Origin of the sequence: Lujinxingia sediminis (assembly GCF_004005565.1) — a bacterium.
GTDB lineage: Bacteria > Myxococcota_A > Bradymonadia > Bradymonadales > Bradymonadaceae > Lujinxingia > Lujinxingia sediminis.
In genome coordinates, this window is sequence record NZ_SADD01000013.1 from 102406 (window position 1) to 123516 (window position 21111).

General features: G+C 61.5%; 22 protein-coding genes. 13 read left to right on the top strand and 9 right to left on the bottom strand.

Going from position 1 to position 21111, the window contains the following annotated elements:
• Nucleotides 1-37: 37 nt before the first annotated feature.
• The 8 genes from EA187_RS17070 (at nucleotide 38) to EA187_RS17105 (ending at nucleotide 8346) form a co-directional block, all read left to right on the top strand.
• Complete coding sequence (locus tag EA187_RS17070) at nucleotides 38-679, top strand: MotA/TolQ/ExbB proton channel family protein (RefSeq protein ID WP_115604641.1); 642 nt, start codon at nucleotides 38-40, stop codon at nucleotides 677-679.
• A gap of 118 nt (nucleotides 680-797) precedes the next feature.
• Nucleotides 798-1460 carry an ExbD/TolR family protein gene (locus EA187_RS17075; protein ID WP_127781032.1) on the top strand — a complete coding sequence of 221 codons (663 nt, stop codon included), beginning with the start codon at nucleotides 798-800 and terminating at the stop codon, nucleotides 1458-1460.
• A 55-nt stretch (nucleotides 1461-1515) separates the two neighbouring features.
• A complete protein-coding gene (locus tag EA187_RS17080; protein WP_115604637.1) occupies nucleotides 1516-2127 on the top strand; it encodes an ExbD/TolR family protein in 612 nt (203 codons plus the stop codon).
• Nucleotides 2128-2307: 180 nt separating this feature from the next.
• Nucleotides 2308-3702: an AgmX/PglI C-terminal domain-containing protein gene (locus EA187_RS17085; RefSeq protein WP_127781033.1), complete on the top strand. Its 1395-nt coding sequence runs from the start codon at nucleotides 2308-2310 to the stop codon at nucleotides 3700-3702.
• A gap of 197 nt (nucleotides 3703-3899) precedes the next feature.
• Complete coding sequence (locus tag EA187_RS17090) at nucleotides 3900-4499, top strand: hypothetical protein (RefSeq protein WP_115604633.1); 600 nt, start codon at nucleotides 3900-3902, stop codon at nucleotides 4497-4499.
• Between the two features lie 112 nt (nucleotides 4500-4611).
• Complete coding sequence (locus EA187_RS17095; RefSeq protein ID WP_164856359.1) at nucleotides 4612-5871, top strand: hypothetical protein; 1260 nt, start codon at nucleotides 4612-4614, stop codon at nucleotides 5869-5871.
• A gap of 60 nt (nucleotides 5872-5931) precedes the next feature.
• A complete protein-coding gene (locus tag EA187_RS17100; RefSeq protein WP_115604629.1) occupies nucleotides 5932-6555 on the top strand; it encodes a polysaccharide biosynthesis/export family protein in 624 nt (207 codons plus the stop codon).
• Nucleotides 6556-6915: 360 nt separating this feature from the next.
• Nucleotides 6916-8346, top strand: coding sequence for a serine/threonine protein kinase (locus EA187_RS17105; RefSeq protein WP_127781035.1), 1431 nt, complete (start codon nucleotides 6916-6918; stop codon nucleotides 8344-8346).
• A gap of 95 nt (nucleotides 8347-8441) precedes the next feature.
• On the opposite strand, the gene EA187_RS17110 is transcribed toward EA187_RS17105, so the two are convergent.
• The 6 genes from EA187_RS17110 to EA187_RS17135 all read right to left on the bottom strand — a co-directional run bounded on the left by EA187_RS17110 (nucleotide 8442) and on the right by EA187_RS17135 (nucleotide 10847).
• On the bottom strand, nucleotides 8442-8789 hold the full coding sequence (locus tag EA187_RS17110) for a YtxH domain-containing protein (protein ID WP_115604625.1): 348 nt from the start codon (nucleotides 8787-8789) through the stop codon (nucleotides 8442-8444).
• Between the two features lie 62 nt (nucleotides 8790-8851).
• Entirely contained in the window at nucleotides 8852-9160 is a 309-nt protein-coding gene (locus EA187_RS17115) for a hypothetical protein (RefSeq protein ID WP_115604623.1), read from the bottom strand.
• 53 nt (nucleotides 9161-9213) lie between these two features.
• Nucleotides 9214-9483, bottom strand: coding sequence for a hypothetical protein (locus EA187_RS17120; protein WP_127781036.1), 270 nt, complete (start codon nucleotides 9481-9483; stop codon nucleotides 9214-9216).
• A gap of 106 nt (nucleotides 9484-9589) precedes the next feature.
• Nucleotides 9590-9856 (bottom strand): DUF883 C-terminal domain-containing protein, encoded by a 267-nt coding sequence (locus EA187_RS17125; protein ID WP_115604619.1) that lies wholly within the window; start codon nucleotides 9854-9856, stop codon nucleotides 9590-9592.
• Nucleotides 9799-10242 carry a phage holin family protein gene (locus EA187_RS20470; RefSeq protein WP_164856360.1) on the bottom strand — a complete coding sequence of 148 codons (444 nt, stop codon included), beginning with the start codon at nucleotides 10240-10242 and terminating at the stop codon, nucleotides 9799-9801. Before EA187_RS20470 ends, EA187_RS17125 begins: the two co-directional genes overlap by 58 nt.
• 194 nt (nucleotides 10243-10436) lie before the next feature.
• Nucleotides 10437-10847, bottom strand: a complete 411-nt coding sequence (locus EA187_RS17135; protein ID WP_115604615.1) for a hypothetical protein — start codon at nucleotides 10845-10847, stop codon at nucleotides 10437-10439.
• Nucleotides 10848-11039: 192 nt separating this feature from the next.
• On the opposite strand from EA187_RS17135, the gene EA187_RS17140 reads away from it, so the two are divergent.
• Together EA187_RS17140 and EA187_RS17145 are read left to right on the top strand one after the other, a co-directional pair.
• Nucleotides 11040-12446: a hypothetical protein gene (locus tag EA187_RS17140; protein ID WP_127781038.1), complete on the top strand. Its 1407-nt coding sequence runs from the start codon at nucleotides 11040-11042 to the stop codon at nucleotides 12444-12446.
• Nucleotides 12447-12492: 46 nt separating this feature from the next.
• On the top strand, nucleotides 12493-14196 hold the full coding sequence (locus EA187_RS17145; protein ID WP_127781039.1) for a sigma 54-interacting transcriptional regulator: 1704 nt from the start codon (nucleotides 12493-12495) through the stop codon (nucleotides 14194-14196).
• Here the strand turns inward: EA187_RS17145 and EA187_RS17150 are convergent.
• Nucleotides 14187-14786 (bottom strand): HAD family hydrolase, encoded by a 600-nt coding sequence (locus EA187_RS17150; protein WP_127781040.1) that lies wholly within the window; start codon nucleotides 14784-14786, stop codon nucleotides 14187-14189. The genes EA187_RS17145 and EA187_RS17150 overlap by 10 nt on opposite strands.
• A 97-nt stretch (nucleotides 14787-14883) precedes the next feature.
• On the opposite strand from EA187_RS17150, the gene EA187_RS17155 reads away from it, so the two are divergent.
• Nucleotides 14884-16083, top strand: a complete 1200-nt coding sequence (locus tag EA187_RS17155) for a cyclic nucleotide-binding domain-containing protein (RefSeq protein ID WP_127781041.1) — start codon at nucleotides 14884-14886, stop codon at nucleotides 16081-16083.
• A 136-nt stretch (nucleotides 16084-16219) separates the two neighbouring features.
• Nucleotides 16220-17893 carry an energy-dependent translational throttle protein EttA gene (gene ettA / locus EA187_RS17160; RefSeq protein WP_115604605.1) on the top strand — a complete coding sequence of 558 codons (1674 nt, stop codon included), beginning with the start codon at nucleotides 16220-16222 and terminating at the stop codon, nucleotides 17891-17893.
• Nucleotides 17894-17999: 106 nt separating this feature from the next.
• On the opposite strand, the gene EA187_RS21005 is transcribed toward ettA, so the two are convergent.
• The gene (locus EA187_RS21005; RefSeq protein ID WP_283808561.1) at nucleotides 18000-18122 is read right to left on the bottom strand and encodes a hypothetical protein; all 123 of its coding nucleotides are present in this window, start codon (nucleotides 18120-18122) and stop codon (nucleotides 18000-18002) included.
• Between the two features lie 243 nt (nucleotides 18123-18365).
• Here EA187_RS21005 and EA187_RS17165 point away from each other — a divergent pair, with 243 nt between their 5' ends.
• Entirely contained in the window at nucleotides 18366-19163 is a 798-nt protein-coding gene (locus EA187_RS17165; protein WP_115604603.1) for a M48 family metallopeptidase, read from the top strand.
• A gap of 100 nt (nucleotides 19164-19263) precedes the next feature.
• Here EA187_RS17165 and EA187_RS17170 read toward each other — a convergent pair whose 3' ends face one another.
• Nucleotides 19264-20841 carry a tetratricopeptide repeat protein gene (locus EA187_RS17170; RefSeq protein ID WP_127781042.1) on the bottom strand — a complete coding sequence of 526 codons (1578 nt, stop codon included), beginning with the start codon at nucleotides 20839-20841 and terminating at the stop codon, nucleotides 19264-19266.
• Nucleotides 20842-21111 lie beyond the last annotated feature (270 nt).

Here is a 21111-nt window from a genome sequence, read left to right on the forward strand (position 1 = left end):
CAAGCTACAATCACAACACGTACGGAGGTAATCGGACATGGCTGGGATCGCTGAAGCCTTTCGCGACGGTGGGATCTGGATGTACTCCATCCTTGCTGTCAGTGTCGTCGCGCTGGGCGTGACTCTGGAGCGTTTTTTCTTCCTTTTCTTCAAATACAACATGAATGCGCAGGCGTTTATGGCTCAGATCCAGAAGCTGGTGATGGCCGATAACGTCGACCGCGCGATCAAGTTGTGCAACGCCGCGCCCTCTCGCGTGGTCCCCTACGTCATCAAGGCTGGTCTTACCCGTGCCAACAAGGGCGAGGTCGAGATTCAGAACGCGATGGAAGAGGCCGCCCTTGAGATCGTGCCCAAGGTTCAGAAGCGTACCAACGCGCTGCTGACCATCGCCAACGTCGCCACGCTTCTGGGGCTTCTCGGTACGATTGTCGGTCTTATCGGGGCGTTCGAAGCTCTTGAGACCGCCACCCCCGAGAACCGCCAGCGCATGCTCTCGCGCGGTATTGCTATGGCGATGAACACCACCGCCTTCGGTCTTATCGTCGCGATTCCCACGATGATCTCGCACCTGCTTCTCTCCGGGGTGACCAAGAAGATTCTCGACGACGTCGATATGTACAGCGTCAAGCTTGAGAACCTCCTTGTGACCCGCGGTAAAGGCGGTCCGGTCGAGTGAGTAACCTCCGTGTTCGGTAGAGTGACGGGGCGCCCGCAGCTGGCGCCCCGTGCTTTCCCGGTCTGCGGCAGATAGCTCGCATCAGTAAGCACGTCTACGATTTCGTTAAGGAGGCCAGATGGCTCGTCGAAAGCGTGAGGAAGTCAAGCTACCTCAAGATATCGACCTGGCGCCGATGATGAACCTGGTCATCATCTTGATTCCCATGCTCTTGCTCTCCGTCGTCTTTATGGAGGTCAGCGTCATTAACGTGACGATGCCTCTGGGCGGTGCGACCACTTCGCATCGCACGGAGCCCGAAGACGACAAACAGCCGCTCAATCTGGCGATCAGTATGACGGCTCAGGGCTTCTACATCACTGCCGCTGGCACGAAGATGCAGCCGATGCCTGGCTGTCCGACGGGAGGACCTTCGATTTGTCTCGAAGACGACTCCGTCGATCCCGGCGCACGATTTGAGGAGTCACGTCGACTCTACGCGTCGAGCGACAAGATTCGTGGTGAAGAAGTGCTGCTGGAAGGGCTCGGCGCCTACAACTACCGCGAACTCTACAACCGTCTCTCCACCATTAAGAATGAATTTCCGGAGGAGACGACCGTCACACTGACCGCCGACGCGGAGCTTCCCTTCGCGCTGACGACTCGTGTGATGGACGTGGTGCGCTTCCGCCTGGAAGAAGACTCGTATGATAACAACGAGGACTTCTGGGCCGCCAAGCCGCGTACGGAAGGCGATACCTATTCGATTCTCTTTGGTGACCCCGCTTTCGGTGTCCTCTAAAAGAGCGTTGACTCGAAAACTCGCAAAAGAAGAACTCATCTTACGAGTGTGATCCATGGCAGAAAATCAACAAGGTGGCTTCGGTCACGACGACGAAGAGTGGATCAAGGCGCAACGTGCCCGCGAAGCTAAACGCGCCAAGAGCGCGGCTCGTCGTGGGGATGACGATGGACCCGGACTGAACATCAACTCGTTGATGGACATCCTGGTTATCATGCTCGTCTTCCTGCTCAAGAGTTACGGCGAAGAGCCGCTTAAGGCGATCGACGAGGACCTCAAGGTTCCGCAGAGTGCCTCTCAGCTCGCGCCGGAAGATGCCACGACCGTTACCGTAACGCGCACTGCGATCCTGGTGAATGACAGCCTTGCCGTTGACGTCAAAGACGGTGCGGTCGATCCCAGCCAGAAGAGTGGCGGGGGCGAGTCGGGTATGAGCATCACACCGCTGCTCGATGAGCTGAACAGGGCGGTCGAGCAGAAGAAGAACGAGCAGCGTCTCCTTCAAGAGGATTATGTCCCGGAGGCGACTATCATCGCCGACCAGACTACGCCGCATCGACTTATGCTGGAGGTGCTCTTTACCGCATCGCAGGCCCAGCTCAACCAGTTCCGCTTCGCGGTCATCAAGTCGACTTTCTCGTCGCTGGGTGGTCAACCCGCCGAATGAGGCCAGATTTAATCTCCTGCCCCTCTCTATCGGGGCATCGCCGCGAGTATTCCGGGGGGCAGGAGATAGATCGGATGGACCTCGTTGTTCAGGTTCGCGAGACTTGGCGTATGAAAATTGGTGGCTTTGACGGGGGGCTCTGAAAGCCCACCGAAGTGTCAGGCTCCGAGGAAACGCACCATGGCAAAAGCATCCGGTCGAAAAATATTGCGGGTTGGATTGATCCAGAACGAGAAAGTTCTGGAAGAACGTCTCCTCCGAAAGGAAGAGACGGTTTCGATCGGATCCGACTACAAACGCAACTTGCTGGTGCTTCCGGCTTCAAATCTGCCAAAGACGTTTGCGCTTTTTGAGCCGAGCGGTGGCAGCTACACGCTTCAATTCACCGACAAGATGGAGGGGCGGGTCTCCCGCGGCGGATCGGTTCAGTCGTTTGAGGAACTGCGCGCCAGCGGTGTGGCCAAGAAGAAGGGCGACGTCTACCAGGTCAAGCTCGACGTCACGATGCGTGGACGCGTGGTGATCGGAGAGGCGACGGTTCTCTTCCAGTTTGTAACGCCTCCGCCGGTACGTCCGGCACCCGTCCTGCCGGCATCGATGCGTGGCGGATTTATGTCCAGCATCGATCGCCCCCTGGCGATGCTACTTCTTCTCTCGGCGCTGATTCAGGTCGGCTTCGTCGTCTTCGTGGAAAACCAGGATTGGCCGGTTCCCGAAGAGACGGAGTTCCGTATTCCGGATCGCATTGCTCGAATCATGGTCGAGGAGAAGCAAGACGAGCCGGAGCCCGAAGAGATCGAACTGAACGAGACGGAGGAAGGCGAAGGGAAGGAGGAAGGTGAAGCGGCTCCTCAGCCGGCTGAACCTGCTCCGAGCCGCACGCCTGAAGAGGTCGCAGACGCGCGTCAGGAGGAGCGTCTACGTCTGACCGAAGACGTCCGTGATGCTACCGTACTGCGCGTGCTTCAAGCCGATGGTGAAGGTGGGGAGTCGGCGATTGCCCGCGTAACGGACAGCCTGCGAAATCTGGGCGCGGATGAGGCGTTCGCCGGGTCTTCTCGAGTGGAATACCAGGCCGGGGGCGGAGATCGTCTCGCGCTGGGTCGGGGAGACAGCGCGGCTGACGGCGTTGGGACGCGTGCCGATATCGGCGAGATCGGCTCGACGAAGGGCGCATCCAAGGCCAAAGGCGGTGTGGACACCGGCAAGCGCGAAGAAACGACCGTGCGTGCACGCCCGGTGCAGATCCAAAATCCCGATGATGCGATCGGCGGCACCCTTGACCAGGCGGCAGTTTCCCGGGCTCTGCGCCAGATTCAACGCAATATTCAGGATTGCTACGAGCGAGAGCTTCGGCGCAACAACAGCGCGCAGGGGACCGTGCGTATTCTGGTCACGGTCTCGGCTGCAGGTTCTCGCGGACGGGTCAGCGACACTAAAGTAGCGGCTGACGGTGTTGGCGGCGGCGTGGGCCAGTGCGTGGCCCAGGAGATTCAGCGCCGCCTTCGTGTGCCGGCTCCTGAAGGTGGCGATTCGATGTTTACGTTGCCCTTCGTATTTTCGCCCGGAGGCTGATCGCCGGCCCGGGTTGGGGGGGGAGCGCTCATTCTTGATGGGGGCACCGGCGATCTTATAATTAAGTGGAGACGATCACGACGACGGGGGAAACCCGCTTTGCTCAAGCAGAGAGTTGGGAGCCGTCGCAACCGGTCGGGCAGCGCAACGTTGGTGTGCAGTGATGTGTCTCCCGACCCTTGATCCCAGGATTTGGCATGAACACCACGATGCGATGGGCGACGATGGTAGGGCTCACGTTGCTGCTGGCCGGGCCGAGTGCGCTGGCTCAGCAAAACGGCAACGGTGAGCGTCTGTTGACCGATTTCAACGATCGCAACGGCGGGGGGGTGATTGACGAGGATCTCGATTCGCTTTCACCCGGCCAGATGGGCGACCGCGCTGCCAACAAAATTGATGCGATGCGGGTCACCCTGGAAAGCACCAACCAGCTCCTTGAGAGCGCTCGCGATGAAGAGCGCGATATTTTGAAGATTAACTGTGTGAATGAGAAGTTGGCTTCGATCAGGGGCTTTGTGAAGGTCAGTGAGCAGAGCTACGTCAGCCTTTCGGATAGCGTAGCGGCCAACGACCTGGAGGCGTCCAAGCACCATTACACGCTGATCAGTATTGCCGGTCAGCGTGTCTCCGGCCTTGGGGAGGAGGCGCGGGTGTGTGCAGGTCAGGAGCTTCGGTATGCGGATGACGCGGTGCTGGAGGTCTCGGTTGACCCTGGCATTGGTTCTCCCGACGAGGAGTTCCTCGGTGATGAGCGTGATGTGCTCGATCGCCTGCCGGAGCTGACGCCCTATCAATAAGCCAGTGGGGGCGCATCGCGAGTGACGCCCCACTTCCCGATAGATGAGTGTGCCCATGACGGGACGATGGATGAAAACGGCCGCGCTCTGCGCAGTGGCTAGTGCAGTTCTTTTGACTTCGGCCTCCGCCTCGGCGGAGTGGGGCGATGGTGTCGGGGGAGGAAACCTGCGTCTTCACCCGGGGGTGACGCTGGGAGCAGGGTTTGACTCCAACCTCTACTATTCGTCGAGTCGAGAGAGCTCAAGCATTCGCCAGGCGCCTGAGGGTTTCGTTCAGCCCGGGTTGAGGCTGGAGACGCCTGACCCGGGCATGTGGGATCTCAATGGCGATGCCTCGGTGGGCTGGCGTCAGTATTTGAGTTCAGAGGAGACGGTGGCCGCCCAGAGCGGTCTGTCAGCCAATCTTGGGGCCAATCTCACCTGGAATCCTCGAGGCGCGGTCAGTTTTCGGCTCTCCGAGACCTTCGTGCGAACCAATGAAGCTCCGAGCTACGAGTCGGCCGAGTCGGTTAATCGTATCTTTAACCGCGCTGGCGCGATGCTGGGGTTTCATCCAGGTGGGCGGGTACTTGAGACCTATCTGAGCTACGATTTTTCGCTCTACCGTCATAATATTTACAAGGAGCTCGACCGTCATACCCATCATATCGGGTGGAATGGGCATTGGTCGTTCCTTCCCAAGACTGCATTTGTGGCCTCGGCGGATTATCGGCGGATTGGTTACGAAAGTCCGGTACAGGGCGGGCCTTCCGGGGAGGTTATCAGTGCGGATGGGCGACTGCTGAACACCAATAGTAATCCGTTGCGACTTCTGGGTGGGCTTCGTGGCTTGATTACTCAGCGCGTCACTCTGGGACTGCAGGCGGGTTATGGCTGGGGTTTCTATCAAGACCCGAACGGGCCTGATTTCCGAGGGCTTCTGGTGAAGGCGGAGGCCAGTTATCAGTTTGGACCGGTTGATCTGGATAGCCGTATCAGGGCCGGCTACCAACGCGACTTTGCCGACTCGACGATCGGTAACTTCTACACGTACCACCGTGCACTCGTCGGTTTTCAGCAGGGGCTGGTGGGTGGTCGATTGAAGTTGGGTGTGGAAGCCGACGCCCAGATGCGCGATTACGCCGATCTCGGCGTGAGCCGGGTACAGACCCAGGACAATGTTATCATCATTCCCGAGAACCTCTCCGACCTGCTGGTTGGTGTGGAGGGAGAGGCTTCTGTGGAGCTTCGTCGGGGTTGGGATCTGGGGCTGTCCTATCGCTTTGTCTCCAACTTCACAAAGGATGTGGTGCAGGTGGAGGGGCCTGGAGAGAGCTCGGTAAGGGATTATCAGCGCCATCATGTGGTGTTGACGACGACGCTGACGTATTGATCGGGGCGTTCTGGTGTGTGAAGCCTTGCCCCTGAGTCTCGAAACCCGGGAGAGTGTCCTGTGAGAAAGGTAAAGGGGTGTCTGCCCTTTCTGGCGGTGTGTCTCCTGCTGGTCGGGCTTCTGAGTGGATGTGCTCACGAGCGGGTGGACCCGGCTTATCTGGCCCTCGTGGAACAGCAGGCCGAACTTCCTCCGACCGGCGAGCTCGGTCCTGGCGATCGATTTTTGCTGCGCGTCTATGGTGAGGAGGCCCTGAGCGGCGAGTTTACAGTTGGCGCGGATGGGACCATCAATTATCCGCATGTGGGGCGGTTCAGGGCTGATGGGTTGACGTGCACCGACGTTGAAGTCGAGCTAACCCTGGGGCTCGGCCAGAAGTTTCTGAAAGAACCGAACGTGCAGTGCACCATCGTCGAGTACAACTCCAAACGTATTTTCATTTTCGGTGAAGTGCGGGAGCCCGGGACGTTTCCTTATAAAAACAACATCAGCATCATTGAAGCCTTTGCTCTCGCAGGGGGATTTAACGAGCGCGCGAGCACCAACAACACCAAACTGACGCGTGTGGTCGATGGTGTTGAGATTCAGGTCCGTGTGCCTCTCCAGGAGATTGTTGAGGGGCGCCAGCGAAACCTCAGGCTTCTTCCCGGGGACATCATCTTCGTGCCTGAGTCCGCATATTGAGGGGCGGGGCGTAGCGTAAGGGTTTGGTGCCTGAGTTTCACCGGCATCCTGACGGTTGCTCATGTGTGTGGCACAAATCGGGGAGCTTGTGCCCGGCGCGGGGGGGGGGACCGTCCTTGTTGGGCAGAGTATGAGCCGGTCGGAAGGGGGGGATAGGCGTGCGTTCTGTGCGTCCCGTTGCCCGGCAACGCATCGGTAGTATCGCTAAGACTCCGTGGGAGCTTACCTGTGGGACCGCGAGGGCTTTGAGTGTGAGCGTTCTTCGTGGTGATGCCGGGTTGGCGTTGCTGCGCTTCGTCGGCTGCACTAGTCTGGGCCGAACGATTTCGAGCGTAGGGTGTCGGTCTTGAGAGTCGAGCCATGGGTGAAGAGCTAGAGGACGTCTCGCAGCGTGGGATCACCGTTGAGGAAAGTTTTCTCGAAGTGATTCGCGGGCGATACGCGCTGATTCGAGCGCTGGGTGAAGGGGCTCTGGGGCGAACCTACCTGGCCCGGGATCTGGATGCCGGAGAGCGGCGTGTTGCGGTTAAGGAACTCTTGCCAAGCCGTATGAAGCGCTGGAAGGACTACGAGCTCTTTCATCGTGAGTGCGAGATGCTACGCAGCCTCGATCATCCCGGGATTCCGCGCTACTACGAGCATTTTACGATCGAGGACGAGGACGGTGACGCGCCTGATCGCCTCTTTCTCGTCCAGAGCTACATCGAGGGAAGAAATCTTCAGGATATGCTTGATAAGGGGTATCGCTTCGTTGAGCAGGAAGTTCGCGATATTCTGAGCCAGACGCTCGAGGTGCTGGATTATCTGCACCAGCTCAATCCGCCGGTCATTCACCGTGACATCAAGCCGGCGAACTTGATGATGCGCGAGGATGGCTCATTGGTAGTGATCGACTTTGGCGCGGTTCGTGAGTCGGTAACCGCCGAGGGGCTGGGCTCAACGATTGTGGGGACCTTCGGTTATATGCCTCCCGAGCAGTACGCCGGCGCTGCGCGTGCGGCGACGGATGTCTTTGCCCTTGGGGCCAGCGCTGTTCAGCTTTTGAGTGGCACTCCGCCCGGGGAGCTCTTCGATGGGCTGCATACGTTTCGGCTGCCCGAGGATCTGCCGGTCACAATCGGGTTGGAGCGGGTCCTCCTGGCGATGACGGAGCCAGAAGTGGACCGTCGGATGCAAAGCGCCGCGGAGGCGCTTGAGGCGTTGAAGGATGAGTTCTTGATGATCCCGCGGCAGACGGTCGTCGGACGTCTTCCGGTGCCGCATGAGATATTGCCGGCCCCTCGCCCTTTCCCGGGCTTTTTTTTGCGGGACGCCTATCTGGGGCGCAGTCACCTGGGTGTTGTGATGGTGAACATCATCGCATGCCTGGCGACGTTGAGTTTTCCGATCGCGGTCTGGATGGCGGGAATGGTGGGCTTTGCTGTGCTGGGGAGCTTCGTGTTCGTGTGTACGCTGGGAATGGCGTTGGCAGCGTGTGCTCGGGCCTTTCACGACATCTCGGTGTATCGGGCCGGGACTTATACGCTGGGTGAGGTGACCGCTTGCCTTTCGGATATTGGCGGAGAACGTGGCGCCGGTGTGCATCTTACTTACCGCTATCCGGCTCCGGGGAGCTATGTGTACGGCAGCCTGGCCACGGACGATCGGGCCTTTCTCGATCTTAAGCCAGGAGATCCTCTCGGGGTGATCTATCTGCCAGAGAAACCCGAGGAGCATGTGATGTACGCGGTGCCCTCGACGTGGTCGAAGCGCCAGGAGAACTCCCATCGGCGACTGGCGGTGGAAGGCTGACTAGCAGGACACGCTCACAGGTAGGAATGAAAGAAGCGCCTTCGTCATCATGACGAAGGCGCTTTTCTCTGGTGCGGGGCTGTGAGGTGTTCGGATCAGCTACGAGCGGCCGAGGAGTCCGTTTCTTGAGCCAGCGCGGTCTCGTTGCCCTCGCGCGTCTTACGGCTGACTTCGTTGAATTTTTCGGTGCTGCGTTCGCGCAGATCTTCGATGGAGTGGCGGAGCTCGTTGCGTAGTTCGTTGCCTCGCTTGGGCGCAAAGAGCAGTCCCAGAGAGGCGCCTACGGCGATTCCGGCACCAAACACGCCCAGCATCGGCAGGACGACATCCATCGTGCTCTTGCGATGTTCGAGGCCAAGGCGGTCGAGCACATTCTCGATGGAAGCGTCGTAGGTGGTGCTGACATTGCGATTGACGTCGTTAAGTACCTTTTTCCAGTCCATATGGCTCTCCTTAGGGCGTAGAGTTCGGGCGCGAGAGCGCCGGAAGACCGAGCGTCATAGGCTCAGTGCGTTGAGGGATCGCTCTCGGTGTTGGTGAGTGAACGTAAGTGTGAGGCTGCGACAGGCAAGACCATCGCTTTGATTCCGACCCGCATCAGGCGGCGAGTAAAGGGGGTAAGTAGCCCTCCGCCGAGCACGTAGCCGACGCCGGCCGCAGCGGCCAGCACGGCGTAGGGGTTGCGCTCATAGATGTGGCCCAGGGGATTGTCGCGACGAAAGTCATCGTAGAGGTGTCGGGCATCGTTGACGATGCGGCGCGACTCATCGAGGTAGTCTCGGGTTTGTTCCAGGTCTTGCTTGAATTCCGACATAACAAAGCTCTCAGCAGCGAGGTCAGCGCAAGTTCAGTGGGGAATGCAGGGCATTATGCCAGCCAGCGGCGGCTGGCGAGTCGGCCGATCAGATAGCCGGCGGCAACCGCGCCGGCGATTGCAAGACCGGGGTTGGTACGGATGAAGTCGACGGCCTGATCGTTGAACTCCTGGAGGCGCTGGCGGGTCTGATCGTAGCTCTGCTCCATGTCGTGATACTGCGCTTCGATGCGGGCGCGGGCCTCAGCAGCGCGCTCGCTGACACCGGGCTCGGTCTGGGGCTGTTGTGGCGAGGTAGAGGTGGTGGTTTTTGCCTCAGTCATGACAGAAAGTCCTCATCGCGATCAATGCGCCGGCTGGCGCGACATCGGTTCGTAGAAATAGAAGTGAGCACCAACGTGCGCACGTATGCCCCAATTTCAACGTAGCTCAGCGGAGTGCAAAGTAGAGGCCTACCCCGAAGGCGATCCCAACGGCTTTTTGGGGATGATCGTGGACCCACTGACGCCAGTCAAGCGCGCGGTCCATGGTGGAGCGGACCTCATGTTGAAGCATGTCCAGGCTGGAGGCGATCTGGCGCCGAGAGGCCTCGATCTCTTGCCGGATCTCTTCGGGGGTGCTCGCCGGACGGCGAGCGCTTACGAGGGCTCCGCCGGTAGTTGCGGGGATGAGCTCTTGCGAAGTTGCTTTATCCATTGCTTGTTCCTCTCAAGCTCTTCCGAAATCTGGGGCAGACTCACGCCGCTGTCATTGAGCTGGCTGGAGAGTCGTGCGATGGCCACTCCCGAGACGGCCAGATGTAGGCCAGCCAGGATGGCACAGGCGATGAACATCGGCCCGACACCGCCCAGCCAGAGCGCGAGCAGCACAATGGTGGCCAGAAGAAGGAGGTAGCCCACCAGGGCGATTGCACCGAAGATGACCAGACCGATCACCTGGGTGGCGGCCTGTTTGAGCTCGTCTTTAGCCTCGTGGCGGGCGAGTTCCACGTGTTGTCGAACCAGGTTGGAGACCCCCTCGGAGAGGCCCTGGATCGCCGCGTTGAATCCGGCCACCGATGGGGAGTCGGGTTGGCGTTGCACGGAACCTCCGGTGGGAAAGACAGCGCCGGAGCGCTCTGGGTTTCGAGCGTCTCTGACAGGCGGGTTTGTGTGGCAAACTCTAAGCGCGAAGCGCGTCAGGTCTACCCGCTCCCCCCAAAGATGGCGGTGTCTGGCGAGCAGATGTGCGCGCGAGGGCGGGGCGAAGCGAGTGGTCGTCCCGCTGCGCGTGATGCTTATTCGATGGTAACGGTTGCCAGGTTGTTTTCGGTGATCGAGGCGGTCGCAGATTCGACGGTCGCTCCGATGTTGTGCACGCCCGGTTCGAAGTCCCTGAACCAGCTCTTGGCGATACCGCTGAGCACGACAACGTTACCTTCGACGACGACGTTTTGTGGCTCGGCTTCGACGCGTGGATCCTGAGTGAAAACGGTGACCTGGTCGATTTCATCGGTGAAGTTAGTGACGGTGATCTCGACGGTGAAGAACTCGTCGGTCATACCAGTGTCCGACGTCGAGATGGCGTCGGGGGTGATGGTCATCGAGACGATGCCCGGCTCGGTTGGATCGAGCAGACAGCCTGAGAGTGTCACAAGGGTAAGCACGAGAAGCAGAGCAGAAGCTCGGGTAAGCACAGATCGCAGCATAGTCGTCTCCAGCGCAGGTGCCTCAACACAGTGGTCTGGCGAGTATCAGGTGGTCAGAACGAGGCCCGGAAGTCGTATCACGCTTTGGGGGGGCGGTCCAAGCGCGGGTGGGTAGGGTTGGCCACAGCCGGGCAGCTGGGTTAAGCTGGGAGCGAGAGACCCTGCGGAACATTCTTGGGAGCGACGAGCGCGATGGCAGCACAGTACTGCGTCAAAGTATCCGCCGGGGAGGCCTCGGTGGAGGTGGGTGATTTGGCTGCACGGGTGGCTCGTCTTTCGGGCCGAGGTGCGGCTGAGATCGAGGGCATGTTGAAGTCGGGGGATGTGGCGATTGCCGAGGCGCTCAGCTACAGCGAGTCGTTGGAGCTGCAGCGGGAGCTTATGCGATTGAAGATACCCTCGAAGGTGGTCTCGGAGAGCGGCGGGGGCAAGGGGGCGGCGCTCTTGCAGCGCGGCAGGAGCGATGCGTCCCCCTCGCGGGAGAGAGAGGCCGAGAATGAGATGTCGGAGGGAACGCAGGTGAGCGAGGGGGGGAGCATAAAGCCACCGAGCTCCGATAGCACCGAGATACCTGTCTCGTATGGCTCGGGCGAAGAGAACCCCTGGGCGGAGTTTTTCCCGGATCTGCACGCCGGCCAGGGCGCAGGGCGCGATCCATCGCCGCGCGTGGTAGCAGAGGTGCCGTCGGCGCGTGTGGTCATCGGTGAGCGCGCCTCAGCGCCTGCGGAGGGGGCCTCGTCGCCGGGGCGTCAGGTCGAGTCGCCCGGGGAGGCTGAGCGCGAAGCGCGTGCCGCCAGGCCCGACCGGGCACGTCTGGCCGAGGCGATGCAGTTTTATGAGGAGCGGCCGCCTTATGCTCCCCGCGGTTATGACCCGCGCCCGGATCATGTGCCGCTCCTGGCGGCGCTTTTCAGCGCGCTGGCCCCCGGGGCTGGCCAGATCTTCAACGGTCAGCCGGAGAAGGCCCAGCGCTTCGCGCTGACCTTCTTTCTGTTCGTCCCGTGGTACCGCGCGGTGCGCGATGCCTGGAGTTATGGTGAGCAGGTGCGCCGCTATTACGCGCCGCGTCCCGAGCCTGGAGAGACGCGTCGCGCCGCGTTGTTTGCGCTGAGGTGGTGGTTGGCCGTGGGGTTGGTCGCCTCGCTCTCGGTGTACACCTATGGCCTGATCGAAGCGCAGCGCGAGCAGACTCGACAGCACGCCGAGCGCGAGCTTGTTGCGGCGATGATCGATGTCGCGGCCGTGGAGGTCGACGAGGCGATTGAGCCGGCCCTTCTGGCCGCCACGCGCGCTCACGAGGAGCTCGCCGAGAAGCAAGCCGCGTTTACGATGAGCCAGGAAGAGCGCGCGCAGCGCCTCTATATCATCGGCTACCAGAGCTGTGAGCAGCGCGATTATGAGGCCTGTGAGGCGACGATGCGACGGGTGACTACGTTGCGCGCCGAGAGCCGAGACGCGTTTCGGTTGCAGGCCTGGGCCAGCGTGCAGGCGCGGCGCAACGATCCGGAGGCACCGATGCCTGAGGTCGCGCCGGTGCCGACCCTGGAAGAGTTCGAGTTGAGCGCCGGTCCCGGTCCCCGGCACCCTGACGATTTATGATGAAGACCGGGCGCACGCCCGGTGAACCCGGCATGAGGTGGATGCGATGGCCTGGCGACTGCGATGGGTAGGCGAAGGGCAGGAGGAGCGCTACGCGATGATGGGCGAGCGGGTATCGCTGTGGACCGACGCCTCCGGTGGGGTGTCGATGGAGCGCGGTCCCGAGGGCTGGGAGTGGGGGGCGTTGGTCGATGATGGAACCGGGGGACCACGGCTGCTCTGGCGGCACGCTCCCGATGCGGTCGCGCTGTACCGCGATGAGCAGCAGGTGACCCCGGAGATGCCTGAAGACGAGGTCGTGCCGTGGGAGGTGCAGGCCGGCGATCGCCTGGTGTTTCAGAGCGCAGGGGTCACCCTGGAGATCGTTGCGACCTCCTTTGGGGGGCAGAGTGAGCTTGAGGTTGTCAGTTTGAGTCGCGGGGAGCCCCTGGGGGAGTCAGACGCGCGTGCGTCGCTGGCGCTTCATCGCCAGATCGCCGAAGGCGCGGGCTGGGCCATTGTGCTGCGTGCGTTTGAGGAGGCGCTGGTCCAGCAGAATACCTTTGTGCGAGTGGATGCGTCCGCTGCGATATTATGGGCCGGTGAGGACACGTTTTTCCACGAGGTGATCTGGTGCGACGGTGCCGAAGACGTTGAGGCAAGCGCACCGGGCGGGCCTCAAGCTGCGCCGCTATCCAGCCTGCTGGCACGGGATCCGCAGCTACGCGAGCATCTCATTGCGCGCGGTGATGCGGTCTGGCGCCATCATCACGATGAGGGCGCGGAGCTCTTTTTGCCCTTCGGGCACGGTCAGCAGAGCTGCGGCGTGCTCTTTGCTTCCGGGCAGGTCGGGGCGTCGATTGAGAAACTTCGGGAATCGTTGAACCCGCACGCGGCTCGCTTTGGAGCGCCTGCACTTGTGCTGGCGGAGCGGCGCCGACTACGTCAGGAGCTGGCCGAGGCCATCGAGGAAAACCGCTACTTTCGAGAGCGGGAGCGGCGCCACTATCTCTTCAAAGATCTGGTGTGTGAGAGCGCCGCGATGCGTGAGGTCTACGAGCAGGTGAACGCGCGCGGCGATGACTGTGAGCCGGTTCTCATGACCGGGGAGGCCGGCACGGGCAAAGAGCTGCTGGCGAGGGCGTTGCATCATCTGGGTGGTCGGCAGGGCGGGATGCTCATCCGTATGAACTGCGCAGAGGTGCCGCGTGAGCTTGTGGATATTGAACTTTTTGGCTGTGTGGCCAGCGAACTTATCGGAGCGGTGGCCCCGCGCGAGGGCATCTTCGAGCTGGCCCGCGACGGTACCGTCTTCCTCGACGAGATCGACCGTCTCTCGCCGATGATGCAGGGCAAGATCGTGCGGGTGATTCAGGAGCGAGAGGTTCGACGCATTGGCGAGGGCGTGGGGCGACGCATTGAGACACGCGTGATCGCCAGCACCCACCATGACCTTGAAAAACTGCGTGATCGCGGTGTGCTGCGCGAAGATCTTTATCAGCTGCTAAAGCCCGGGGTGCTGGAGGTGCCGCCGCTGCGCGAGCGTCGTGAGGATATTCTGCCCCTGGCGCGCATCTTCCTCGCGAAGTTTACGCACCGCCACAGTGCGGCCTGCCGCAGCATCGGGTCGAGCCTGGCGCGTTGGATGGAGACGTACCGGTGGCCGGGGAACGTGCGCCAGCTGCAGAGTTTTATGGAGTCAGCGGTATTGATGGCCCGCGATGATGAGGAGCTCAATGAGCAGGTGTTGCACGTCGGCGATCAGCGCTGAAGCACCCCGTGGAAGACGAGTTCCTCGCGCAACTGCGCAGCGCTCTCAAAGACGATGGCGCGCATGCCGGTGTGGCGTGCAGCCTCGCAGTTTTTGAGGCGATCATCGACGAAGATGCAGCGTGCCGGGTCGACTCCCAGGGTGGACGCTGCGCCCAGGTAGGCTTCGGGGTTGGGTTTTCGAACACCGGTATGGCAGGACACGAAGGTCCAGGGCAGAAAGCGCGAGAGGTTGAGGCTGGACTCAATGATCTCGTACCAGACCGGATAGTTCGAAAGGGTGTGCATGGGAATCCCGGCCGCGTGCAGGTCGGTGAGCAGCGCTTCAATGCCATCGAGCCAGCGGTAGGCGTCGTGCAGCACGGCTTTAAGGCGCTCGCCATCGACCGGGCCGTAAGGGGGCGGTAAAAAGATGCCGTAGAAGTCGTCTTCAGCGAGTGTACCATGCTCGAAGTCCACCCAGGCGGAGGGGTGCTTGACCTCGAAGAGTTTGGGAAGGGGTAGGTCGAAGAAGTTCGGAATCTCGCGGGCGATGGGGTCGTAGACAAGCGTGCTCATCACATCGAGGAGCAAAATCGGAGAGTCGGACATGGTTCGGGCTCACTGGGTTACACTTGTTTATGTTGGGGCGTGCACGCTCTACGATGGCAGTGAAGCGTAACACAGACCGGCACGCGCAGGAGAAGTCATGGCAGGTACGGCGCAAGAGACATCGTGGTTGGCTCGGGTGGATGTCTTCTCCCGGCTCACCGAGGAGCAACGCGCGATGCTGGCCCCGGTCTTCCGCACCCGCGATGTGAAGGCTGGCGATGTGGTCTGCAAGCAGGGGGACGCCGGCGACTATCTGGCGGTGGTGAGCGCCGGTGAACTCAGCGTACGCGTGGTCCGTGGCGGTCACGAGACCGAGGTCAGGGTGCTGGGGTTGTATGAGGTGTTCGGGGAGATGAGTTGTCTGGATCCGGCACCGCGTTCGGCGAGTGTGGTGGCGCGGGTCGACTCCCAGGTGCGAGTGCTTTCGCGAACGATGCTCAACGCACTGCACACTAACGCACCGGCGCTCTTCTCCGGGGTGGTGCGTGGGGTGGCGGAGCGGGTGGCGGAGCGGCTGGAGCAAACCAATGCGAGCATTGAGGGACTTCTGGTGACAAAGCGATCACCGACTCAGCCCCGCCAGCCCAGCCTCGCGCAGTTGCAGAGCGACATGAGCCGGGGGCGACCGCACCCGGGCGAGGTGACGTTACAGGCGGTGGGTGCGCTTAAGCCCTTCTCCGCGCGGGATCTGGAAGTGCTCAAAACGGTGAGTGTGGCGCGGGCGTTTGCGCCGGGGGAGAGCATCTGTTTGCAGGGAGAGCCGGCGCGCGCGGCGTTTGTGGTGGTGTCGGGACGGGTGGATGTGTTGCGGGCGGTGAATCAGAAGATCTATCAGCTGGCGCGGGTGGAGGCGGGAAGCCTTCTGGGGCAGCTCGCGCTTTTGCGTGATACGAGGCGCTCAGCGAGCTTGAGGGCGGTCGATGATGTGGTGGTTCTGGGGCTTGCGCGCGATCGTTTTGACGCGCTGCTGGCTGCGCAGAGCCCGCTGGCGATCGCGTTTCAGGAGATCGTGACCATCGCCGGCATTCAGCAACTTCGGATGGCCAACGCTCTGGTCGGCTATCTGGATGGGCGCGAGACCAGGCGAGAGATCCCTGATATTGCCCGGCGCATCGTGCGCAAAGAGGTCGCCGAGACCCTTGAGGAGGCCGACGATGTGGAGGCCATCGCGGCGGCCTATCTGCAGACCACGTTGCAGAACTGGGACATCTCCCCCTCGGAGCTCAATCGGGTGCGGGTGGTCAAGAGTGAGGGGGTGATGAGCGCCGCCGAGATCGCCGCGCGGCTCAAAAAGTAAGGGGCCGTCAGGCACACGACGTTGGGGGCTTGCTACCCCGGAGAAGCGAGCCCATAATCCGCCCAACTTCGAGGGCTCGCTGCGAGCAGGCGAGTCGAATGTTTACGTCATATCTCTTCAACCCAGGGTTGGACCGGTGAGTGATAATAAGATCATTTTTTCGATGGTCGGTGTTGGCAAGATTCATCCGCCGAATCATCAGGTTCTCAAAGATATTTACCTCTCGTTTTTCTACGGGGCGAAGATCGGTGTGCTGGGCCTCAACGGTTCCGGTAAAAGTACGCTTTTGAAGATCATCGCCGGCGAAGATCCCAATTACGTCGGTGAGATTCACCGCGATAAGGGCGTGAGCTTTGGGTATTTGCATCAGGAGCCGGAGCTCGATCCGAACCTCACGGTACGCCAGGTTGTGGAGGAGGGCGTCCAGGAGACGGTCGACCTGCTCAAAGCCTATGAGGCCATCAGCACGCAGTTCGCCGATCCGGACGCGGACTTCGATGCGTTGATGGCGCAGCAGGCCAAACTTCAAGATAAGATCGAGCATCTCAACGCCTGGGATCTCGACAGCAAGCTGCAGATGGCGATGGACGCGCTGCGCTGCCCGCCGGGCGACACCAAGATCGAGGTGCTCTCAGGAGGGGAACGCCGCCGCGTGGCGCTCTGCCGCCTGCTTTTGCAGGAGCCTGACGTGCTGCTGCTCGACGAGCCGACCAACCACCTCGACGCCGAGTCGGTGGGCTGGCTGGAGCAGCACCTGGCGCAGTATGAGGGCACGGTCATTGCCGTAACCCACGATCGTTACTTCCTGGACAACGTCGCCGGCTGGATCCTTGAGCTGGATCGCGGCCAGGGCATTCCCTTTGAGGGCAACTACTCCTCGTGGTTGGAGCAGAAGCAGAAGCGTCTGGCTCAGGAAGAGAAGAGCGAGTCGAAGCGTCAGAAGGCGCTGGCCGCCGAACTCGAGTGGATTCGTTCCTCACCGAAGGCTCGCCAGGCGAAGTCAAAAGCGCGTATCAGCGCCTACGAGAAGATGGTTGCCGAACAGCAGCAGACCAAAGAGCGGGAGCTGGAGATCTCCATTCCGCCCGGTCCTCGCCTGGGCGATACGGTGATTCGAGCCGAGGGAATCATGAAGGGCTTTGGCGACCGGTTGCTCTACGAAGAGTTGAGCTTCAACCTGCCGCCGGGGGGCATCGTGGGCATCATCGGGCCCAACGGCGCCGGTAAGTCGACGCTCTTTCGGATGATCACCGGTCAGGAGACGCCCGATGAGGGCACGATCGCCATCGGTGAGACGGTCAAGCTGGGTTATATCGACCAGAACCGCCCGCTGGATCCGGAGAAGTCGGTGTGGGAGGAGGTCAGCGATGGTCAGGATGTCATTGAGCTGGGCAACCGCACGGTGAACTCTCGCCAGTACGTCTCCTGGTTTAACTTCGGGGGCAGCGATCAGCAGAAGAAGACCGGCGTGCTCAGCGGTGGGGAGCGCAACCGCGTGTACCTGGCCAAGGTGCTTAAAGAGGGCTCCAACGTGCTGCTGCTCGATGAGCCTTCCAACGACCTCGATGTGAACACGCTGCGTGCGCTGGAGGAGGCGCTGCTGGACTTCGCCGGGTGCGCGGTGGTGATCAGCCACGATCGCTGGTTCCTCGACCGCATCGCCACTCATATTCTGGCCTTTGAGGGTGACAGCGAAGTGGTGTGGTTCAACGGCAACTACTCCGAGTACGAGGCCGACCGTCGCAAGCGTTTGGGAGCGGAAGCGCTTCGTCCGAGCCGTATCAAGTACAAGCGGCTCAAGCGCGACTGATGTAGGTTCGGGATCCACGTGCAGCACAAAAGGCACCGCGAAAACGGTGCCTTTTGTGTGTTTTTACAGCATGTTTTTTCAGCGTCGCATCCAGAAGAAGACCGCGTCAGTCCTCATCCTCTTGAGCCTCTTCGGCCTCGGTGAGCATCGCCTCGACCTCGGCGACGTGCTCGGGCTCCATGCCCTCGATCATCTCGCCAAGGGCGCGGCGGGCTTCAAAAGGGGTCATGCGATCTCTGGCGAACTCTACGCAGATCAGGCACATAGCTCTCTCCGAGGTTGGGCGTTGAGGCTTCAGGGATGATGCGCCTCTCCGTGCGATTGAAAAACGCATCGTAGCGGCGGACGCATTCCACGACCAGGCGCCATAAGGAGTTGTCGGTGCGCGCACCTTGATTAAATCTAGACGCGATCCGTGCGTCTTAAATGATGGCGAGGCACATGTGGCCTCGATAAAGCTGAAGAGGAAGTTATGCGACGATGGACGATGATGGTGTTGATGGTGCTGACGCTGGGGGCGGGCGTGAACGCGATGGGATGTGCGACCACCCCGGGTCGGGCGGCGGCCGATGCGCTGGTGCCGATCAGCGATGAGGTGGCCATGGGGCGTCAGATGGCCGAAGAGCTTGAGAAAGAGCTCACCATGCACCCGGACGCCGAGGTTCAACGCTATGTGCAACAGCTCGGTGAGCAGGTGGTGCGTTCAGTGCCCAACCGACCCAAGGGGCTGGCGTTCCGGTTCCAGGTGGTCGACGATCCCTCTCAGATCAACGCCTTCGCGATTCCGGGCGGGGGCATCTACGTTTACTCCGGTCTGTTGAGGGCGATGGAGACCGAGTCGGAGCTCGTGGCTGTGCTCTCCCACGAGGTGGCTCACGTGACGCGTCGCCATATCGCCCAGCGTCTGGTGACGGCGTATGGCATCGACGCGATCGCTCAGCTGGCGCTGGGGCAGAACCCCGGGCTGCTCGGGCAGTTGGTGGGGAGCGTGGCCGCTCAGGGGTTCATGCTCAAATACAGCCGCGATCATGAGCGCGATGCTGATGAGTGGGGCCTGCGCTACATGGTGCGTATGGACTACGATCCGCACGGTTTTGTGAGCTTCTTTCATAAACTTGCCGGCGACGGTCCGCAGCTCCCCGAGTTTTTGCTGACGCACCCGCACGCTGAAGATCGTATTGAGCGCATCGAGGCGCTCATCGATCAGCTCCCGCAGACGCCGACCCGGGATGGGCGAGAGGCCTTCCAGGCGATGAAGCCGAAGTTCTGATGCTGCATGGCTGAGAGGGCTGAAGACGGCCACAAAAAAGCCGCCCGAAAGGGCGGCTTTTTTGGTGGGGGGCAGGGTGTGCGTCAGGACCTGCGTCGCGTCAGTTCGGGGCGTTGAAGCCCAGCTCGTTGAGGATCTCATCGAGGGTTTCCTGGACGTCCTTTCGGTGCTCCCAGTCTTCGGGGGCGCACTCCAGCGCGGCGGCCAGATCGCTTGCGGCCTGCTCGTTTTCCTCGGCGGCGATCCACATCGCCGCGCGCTTGAGGTAGGGCGTGGGGTAGTAGGGATCGACTTCGATAGCGCGTTCCCAATCTTCCACGGCACCTTCCAGGTCGCCGTCGATCATGCGGGCACCGCCGCGGTTGGCCAGGGCCTCCACATCGTCGGGGGCGAGCTCCAGCGCGGCGTCGTAGTCGGCGATGGCGCCTTTGAAGTCCTGGTCGAGCAGGCGGGCGTGGGCGCGGTTGTAGTAGTGCATCGGCTCGGAAGGCTCAAAGCCGATGGCCAGGCCGAAGTCGGCGGCGGCTTTCTTCGGCTCTTCGAGTTGGAGGTAGAGGTAGCCTCGCGCAGCGTAGACGTCGACGAAGTCGGGTTTGATCTGAATGGCTTTCTCGTAGTCCTGGAGCGCGTAGCCCAGTTCGCCGAGCACCCGGCGCACGTTGCCGCGCTGGAAGAGGGCGATGAGGTGGCGGTCGTTGAGCTCGAGCGCGCGGTTGAGGTCGGCCATGGCACCCGAGAAGTTGTTGATGGCGAAGCGGGCGACGGCGCGGTTGGTCCAGAGGTCGGCATCTTCGTCGACCTGCTCGAGCGCGGCGTCGTAGTCAGCGATGGCGGCTTCGATCTGGCCCAGGGCGTGGTGGGTGAGCGCGCGGTTGATGCGCGCGGCAATGGATGAGGGATCGCGTTTCAGGGCGCGATCGAAGTCGTCCTGAGCGCCGCGAAGATCTTCGAGGGCACCGCGGGCGATGCCGCGCTCGACGAGCGCGTCGATGTCATCGGGGTTGAGCTCGACGAAGCGGGCGAGCAGAGCTTCGGCGGACTGCACATCACCGAGTTGCATGCGCTCGTCGGCCAGGGCTCGCAGCGCAGCAGGGTCGTTGCGATCGAAGTCTTCGGGGAGGTCAATGGCGTCAAGCGCGCTGAGCTCGCCGCGGCGCACGCCCTCATCGAAGCCGGCGACGATGGCGTCCATCTGGGTGCTGACAAAGGCGGTAAATGCCTCGTGGTGCTCTCGGAGTACGGCCAGCGGCGCATCGACCCGGGACTGCAGCGTGTCGAGATCGGCCTGGAGGTCGAGCTCGGTGTCAGCCGCCTCAAGGAAGGAGTTCAGCCAGGCCGCATCGGATGCTTCATCAAGCTGCGGGGTGTCTTCGGCGATCAGCGCCTGCAGCTCGGGGAAGATCGCGTCGAAGTCGCGTTCATCGGCGCTGACCAGCTCCAGGTGCATCGAAGCGGTCACAAAGGCGCGTGGTGCGCGGCGAGGCGCGGCGACAAAGAGCAACCAGGAGGCTGCGAGGACAGCGCGGGCAACGTCGTCGTTTTCGCGGGCTGCGGCAGGAAGGTCGCCGGTGCGCGAGAAGAGCTGGATGGCGGCGACCAGGGCGCGATCGCTGAGCGCGTGCTCTTGCTGGGCGGTCTCAATAAGGTGGGCGATGGCGTCAATGGGAAGCGTGGTCATCACAGAGCTCGGGAATCAGGCGCGGTAAGTGCCCCTGAAGGGGCGCGTCGGCGTATCTTTGCGCGGATCTAACCCGATGTGAGGCTCAAAACAACCATCGCTGCAGTGGTGAGGCAGACGATGGCCTTTCAAGAGGGCAGCGCCCAGGTCCAGATCGAGGTCAGGGCGAGGGTCAGCAGCAAGACCAGCGAGATGAGCAGGCGAACCAGAGAAGTTGTTGCCATGGGGACCTCCAACGTCAACAGGGGCGACGCGCCGGGCGGGTTTCAC